The following is a 4,930-nucleotide window of genomic DNA, read 5'->3' as shown; positions in this document are numbered from 1 at the left end:
GGCCGGTACGCGACCGAGCGCCCGCCCATCGCCGCGCCGCCGCGGCGCGCGAGCCGCCGCTCGACGGCGAAGCTCAGCAGCGCCGGCAGCAGCAGGATCAGCCCGATCACCGCGCCCTTGCCGAAATCCTGCTGCCCGATCACCTGCTTGTAGGCCTCCAGCGCCAGCACCTGGGTCTGGCCGCCGATGACCTTCGGCACGCCGAAATCGGTGACCACCAGCGTGAACACCACCATGCCGGCCGACGCGAGGCCGTAGCGCGCGTTCGGCAGCGTGATCGTCAGGAAGCGCCGCAGCCGGCCGGCGCCCAGCGATTCGGCCGCCTCGTACAGCCGCGCGTCGGCCACCGCGAGCGCGGTCGCCAGCACCAGCAGCGCATGCGGGAAGGTGTAGAACACCTCGCCCATCACGATGCCGATCGGGCCGTAGATCGACGCGCCGCCGAGCCACGACTTCAGCAGCCCCTGGTTGCCGAACAGGTAGACCAGCGAGATCGCCGGCATCAGCGACGGCGCGAGCAGCGGCGACAGCGCGATCAGCCGCCACACCGGCCGGCCCCACAGCCGGGAGCGTGTCAGCGCGAACGCGAAGGCCAGTGCGAGCGGCAGCACGATCGCGGTGGTGGCGAGCGCGATCAGCACGCTGTTCGACAACGCGCTGCGCAGCCGCGCCTCGCCGAGCAGGGCGTTCAGCTGCGCGAGGCCGGTGAAGCTGCCATCGCGCGCCTGCACCGCCTTCACGAGGATGGCCGCCAGCGGCCCGGCCAGGAACAGCAGGAACACGCCGGCCAGCAGCCACACCAGCAGGGCCGCCACATGCTCGTCGGCGCTGCGCCGCAGGCGCGGGCGCGGGCCGCTCCAGGCCAGGGTGCTCACGGCGTTGCGTTCTCGAACAGCCGCAGCCGCTCGGCCTGCAGCGTCACCGGCACGCGCTGGCCGGGCACCAGCGCATTGAAGCCGGCGTCGTTCGGGCCCACGTCGGCGAGGATCTCGATCTCGCGCGCGGCACACAGCGACAGCGTGGCGCGGCGCAGGCCGCCCATGAAGTCGACGCGGTCGACGCTGGCCATCAGCGTGTTCGCGCCGGGCGTCCAGTGCGGTTGCACGCGCACGTCCTCGGGCCGGCAGAACAGCGTCGCGRCCGACAAGCCCGGCGCGATCGTGTCGGCGCACGCGATGCGCACGCCGCCGAGCTGGAACGCGCCCTGCGCGTCGCGCTGCACCGGCAGCCAGTTGGCGCGGCCGACGAAATCGGCGACGAAGCGGCTGGCCGGTTGCCGGTACACCTGCTCGGGCGTGCCGACCTGCTCGATGCGGCCCTGGTTCATCACCGCGATCGTGTCGGCCAGCGCGAGCGCCTCTTCCTGGTCGTGCGTGACCATCACGGTGGTGACGCCGAGCTTGCGCTGCAGGCTGCGCAGTTCGCGGCGCAGGTGCTCGCGCACCTGGGCGTCGAGCGCCGACAGCGGCTCGTCGAGCAACAGCAGGCTGGGCGAGGTGGCGAGCGCGCGGGCCAGCGCGACCCGCTGCTGCTGGCCGCCGGACAGCTGGGCCGGGTAGCGCGCCGCGACGCCGGCCAGCCCGACCAGGTCGAGCAGCTCCTGCACGCGGCGCGCGCGGGCGGCGCGATCGGTGCGCAGGCCGTAGCCGATGTTGGCCGCGACATCGAGGTTCGGGAACAGCGCGTACGACTGGAACACGATGCCGTAGTGGCGCGCGGCGGGCGGCAGCCGGCCGATGTCGCGCCCGTCGAGCCACAGCGTGCCGGCATCCTGCGGCTCCAGCCCGGCGAGGATGCGCAGCAGCGTCGTCTTGCCGCAGCCCGAAGGCCCGAGCAGGCAGACGAACTCGCCGCGGCGCACCGCGAGGTCGATCCCGCCGAGCGCGGTGAAGCGGCCGAAGCGCTTGGCGATGCCGTCGAGGCGCAGCCAGCCGGCACCGGTGTCGAGGGCTGCCGCGGGGCCGGCCGCGGCGAGCAGCGCGCCGGCGTGGAAGGCCTGCGGCTTCATGCGCGCTGCCCCAGCAGCGCCGTGACGCGCGGCAGGAAATGCGCGATCGGCGGTGTCTCGAGCCCCACCACCTTGGCGGCGTCGTCATGGCGGCGCAGCCGGATCGCGCGCTCGGCCTGGCGGTGGCTCTCGAACGCCGCGACCGCGCGCGGGCTCATCGCGCCGCCCTGCAGCGCGAGGCTGTGGCGCGACGCCTCGGACAACGCGTCCGCATAGCCCGCCTCGACCGCGCACAGGTAGCGCTTGGCCTCCACGTGCAGCCCGATCGGCTCGACCACGTCGGCCGGCAGCCAGGGCCGCAGGAAGGGCAGCACGCGGTGCTGGTGCAGGTCGTCGATGCCGCGCGCGAGCGCGTCGTCGCGCTGCGCGYTCAGCAGGTGGCCGAGGTCGTGCAACAGGCAGGCGACGACGAGCGCATCGTCGCCGCCCTGCTGCTCGGCCGCCCAGGCGCACTGCAGCGCATGCTCCGCCTGGCTGATGGCTTCGCCGCCATAGAGCGACGAGCCTTCGCGGGCGAACAGCGCCTCGATCGCGGCGGCGGTCAGCACGCGCGGGTCCCTGTCACTTCTTCGGTTCGGACTTGCCGTCGTAGCGGCGCGTCCATTCGGCGAGGATGCGTTCGCGGTTGGCGGCCGACCATTTCAGGTCCTGCTTGATCAGCAGCTGCTCGTAGTTGGCCGGGATCAGCGGGTTCGGCTTCGCGACGCCGGGGTAGGCGACGATCGCGAAATTCTTCTCGTACAGCTCGTTGGCGCCCTTCGAGGCCGACCAGTCGGCGAGCTTGCGTGCGGCCTCGAGGTTCTTCGTGCCCTGCATCACCGCGGTGGCCTCGACGTCCCAGCCCAGGCCGTCCTGCGGGAACACCAGGTCGATCGGCGCGCCTTCCTCCTTCAGCTTCGCGGCGCGGTACTCGAACGCGATGCCGATCGGGAACTCGCCGGCCGCTGCCTGCTTGCAGGGCTTGGAGCCGGAGTGGGTGTACTGCGCGATGTTGTCGTGCAGCCGGTCCATGTAGGCCCAGCCGTCCTTCTCGCCGTACATCTTGAGCCAGGCCGTCACGTCGAAGTAGCCGGTGCCGCTGGAGGCCGGGTTGGGCATCACGACCTTGCCGCGGTACTCGGGTTTCAGCAGGTCCTTCCAGGTCTCGGGCTTCTTCAGGCCGATCTTGGCGGCCTCGACGGTGTTGAAGCAGATCGCCGCGCCCCACACGTCCATGCCGACCCAGCTCGGCACCCTGGCATCGTCGACGTAGACCTTGCTGAGCTTGTCGACGCCCTTCGGCGCGTAGGGCTGCAGCATGCCTTCCTTCTCGAGCACCAGCAGCGAGCTGGCGGCGACGCCCATCACCACGTCGGCCTGCGGCGCGGCCTTCTCGGCCAGCAGCCGGGCGGTGATGATGCCGGTGGAGTCGCGCACCCACTTGATCTTCACGCCGGGATTGTCGGCCTCGAACTGCGCCTGGTAGGCCTTGATCTGGTCGGCCTCGAGCGCGGTGTAGACAGTCAGCGTGGTGTCGGCATGGGCGAGGCCTGCGGCGAGCAGGGCCAGCGCGGCCAGCGGTGAAGCGATGCGGCGAGCGTGCATGGGAACTCCGGGGGTGGACAACCGGAGCGACTGTAGGAACGCGACATGACGTCGTCGTGACGTCTAGATGACCGCGGCGCGGCAGGTGCTTCAGCCCGGCCGTGCGAGCAGCGCCGTCACGATCGCCCGCGTGTACCGGCTCGCGACCTCCGCGATGAAGCGGTTGAAGTCGACATGCGCCGCATCGTCGGCCCGGTCGGAGATCGTGCGCAACACCGCGAACGGCACGCCGAAGTCGTGGCACACCTGCGCGACGGCGGCGCCCTCCATCTCGACCGCCAGCGCGTCCGGCAGGCTCGCCTGCAGCAGCCGGCTCTCGCCCGCGCTGCTGACGAAGCGGTCGCCGCTGAGGATCAGGCCGCGCCGCAGCTGCGGATCGCGCACCCCGAAATCATCCAGGTGGGCGCGCAGAGGGGCCAGCACCGATGCGGCCGCCGCCTGCACCTCGGCCGACAGCGCCGCATCCGCCGCGAAGCGCGACAGCCCGTACAGCGGCACCTCGTGGCGCGGGAACAGCGGCGAGGCATCCATGTCGTGCTGCAGCAGCGTGTCGGCCACCACGATGTCGCCGACCTGCGCCGGGCCGAGGCCGCCGGCCACGCCGGTGAACAGCACGCGCTCGACGCCGAACTCGGCCAGCAGCAGCGTCACCGTCGTGGCGGCGGCCACCTTGCCGATGCGCGACAGCACCAGCACCGCGTCGTGCGCGCCGAGCCGGCCGCTCCAGAACTCGCGCCCGGCACGCTGCACGCAGCGCGCGCCGGACAACGCCTGCTGCAAGCCGTGCAGCTCCTGCGCCATGGCGCTGACGATCGCGATGCGTGACATCTTCACATGATGCCTGCCCGGCCTGTTACACGGCGTGCCGGACATGGCGTAACCTCCGTCGCCATTGCGCTCACTGGGAAGAGCAGTTGAACCACTCATGAGGCACACGCATTGACGTTTTCATCTTTCAATCGCCGCTTCGCGCCCTGGCTGTGCGGTGCCGCCCTCGGGTGGTCGGCGGCAGCGTCGGCCCAGTCGCCGGCCTGCGATCAGTTCAAGGAGGCGGTCTCCACGCGCATCCCGCCCGAGGTGCGCGGCGCGCTGGAGACGGTACCGGCCGCGACGCCGGTGCCGCCGGGTGCCAAGGTGGTCGGCACCTGCGACGGCGGCGCGTTCAAGATCCTGCACTACCGCCGCGGGTTGACGCCGCAGGGGGCGACTGCGGCCAGCGCACCCGGTGTGACGAACTCGACAAGCCCGGCCAGTCCGGCCAGCGCGGCGAGTGCCGTGGCCGTGGCGCCGCGGGTGGCGGGGCGTGCGTCGGCGCCGGCCGCGGCGGCATCCCGGCCC

6 protein-coding genes are annotated in these 4,930 nt (G+C 72.2%); 1 reads left to right on the top strand and 5 read right to left on the bottom strand.

The features are described 5' to 3' along the window. The 5 genes from AC1DXV_RS31335 to AC1DXV_RS31315 all read right to left on the bottom strand — a co-directional run. On the bottom strand, positions 1-875 hold an 875-nt coding region (locus tag AC1DXV_RS31335), incomplete at its 3' end, for an ABC transporter permease subunit (protein ID WP_477937381.1). Next, complete coding sequence (locus AC1DXV_RS31330; RefSeq protein ID WP_477937379.1) at positions 872-2,008, bottom strand: putative 2-aminoethylphosphonate ABC transporter ATP-binding protein; 1,137 nt, start codon at positions 2,006-2,008, stop codon at positions 872-874. The genes AC1DXV_RS31335 and AC1DXV_RS31330, both read right to left, overlap by 4 nt. Continuing rightward, positions 2,005-2,556 (bottom strand): phosphonate degradation HD-domain oxygenase, encoded by a 552-nt coding sequence (locus AC1DXV_RS31325; RefSeq protein WP_477937377.1) that lies wholly within the window; start codon positions 2,554-2,556, stop codon positions 2,005-2,007. The genes AC1DXV_RS31330 and AC1DXV_RS31325 overlap by 4 nt, the downstream gene beginning before the upstream one ends. A 13-nt stretch (positions 2,557-2,569) precedes the next feature. Continuing rightward, positions 2,570-3,592: a putative 2-aminoethylphosphonate ABC transporter substrate-binding protein gene (locus AC1DXV_RS31320; RefSeq protein ID WP_477871590.1), complete on the bottom strand. Its 1,023-nt coding sequence runs from the start codon at positions 3,590-3,592 to the stop codon at positions 2,570-2,572. Between the two features lie 90 nt (positions 3,593-3,682). Further along, a complete protein-coding gene (locus tag AC1DXV_RS31315; protein WP_477871588.1) occupies positions 3,683-4,420 on the bottom strand; it encodes a 5'-methylthioadenosine/adenosylhomocysteine nucleosidase in 738 nt (245 codons plus the stop codon). Between the two features lie 111 nt (positions 4,421-4,531). Here AC1DXV_RS31315 and AC1DXV_RS31310 point away from each other — a divergent pair. Beyond that, positions 4,532-4,930: DUF1161 domain-containing protein (locus tag AC1DXV_RS31310; RefSeq protein WP_477937375.1), on the top strand; the 399-nt coding region annotated here is incomplete at its 3' end.

This window comes from Rhizobacter sp. P3_C12, assembly GCF_056402735.1.
Note: the sequence above shows the minus strand (reverse complement) of the source record. Positions and strands in the feature narration are given on the sequence as shown.

Coding starts and splice junctions, on each gene's coding strand:
- AC1DXV_RS31320 (WP_477871590.1), bottom strand. CDS start 3,592: ATGCACGCTCGCCGCATCGCTTCACCGCTGGCCGCGCTGGCCCTGCTC.
- AC1DXV_RS31315 (WP_477871588.1), bottom strand. CDS start 4,420: ATGTCACGCATCGCGATCGTCAGCGCCATGGCGCAGGAGCTGCACGGC.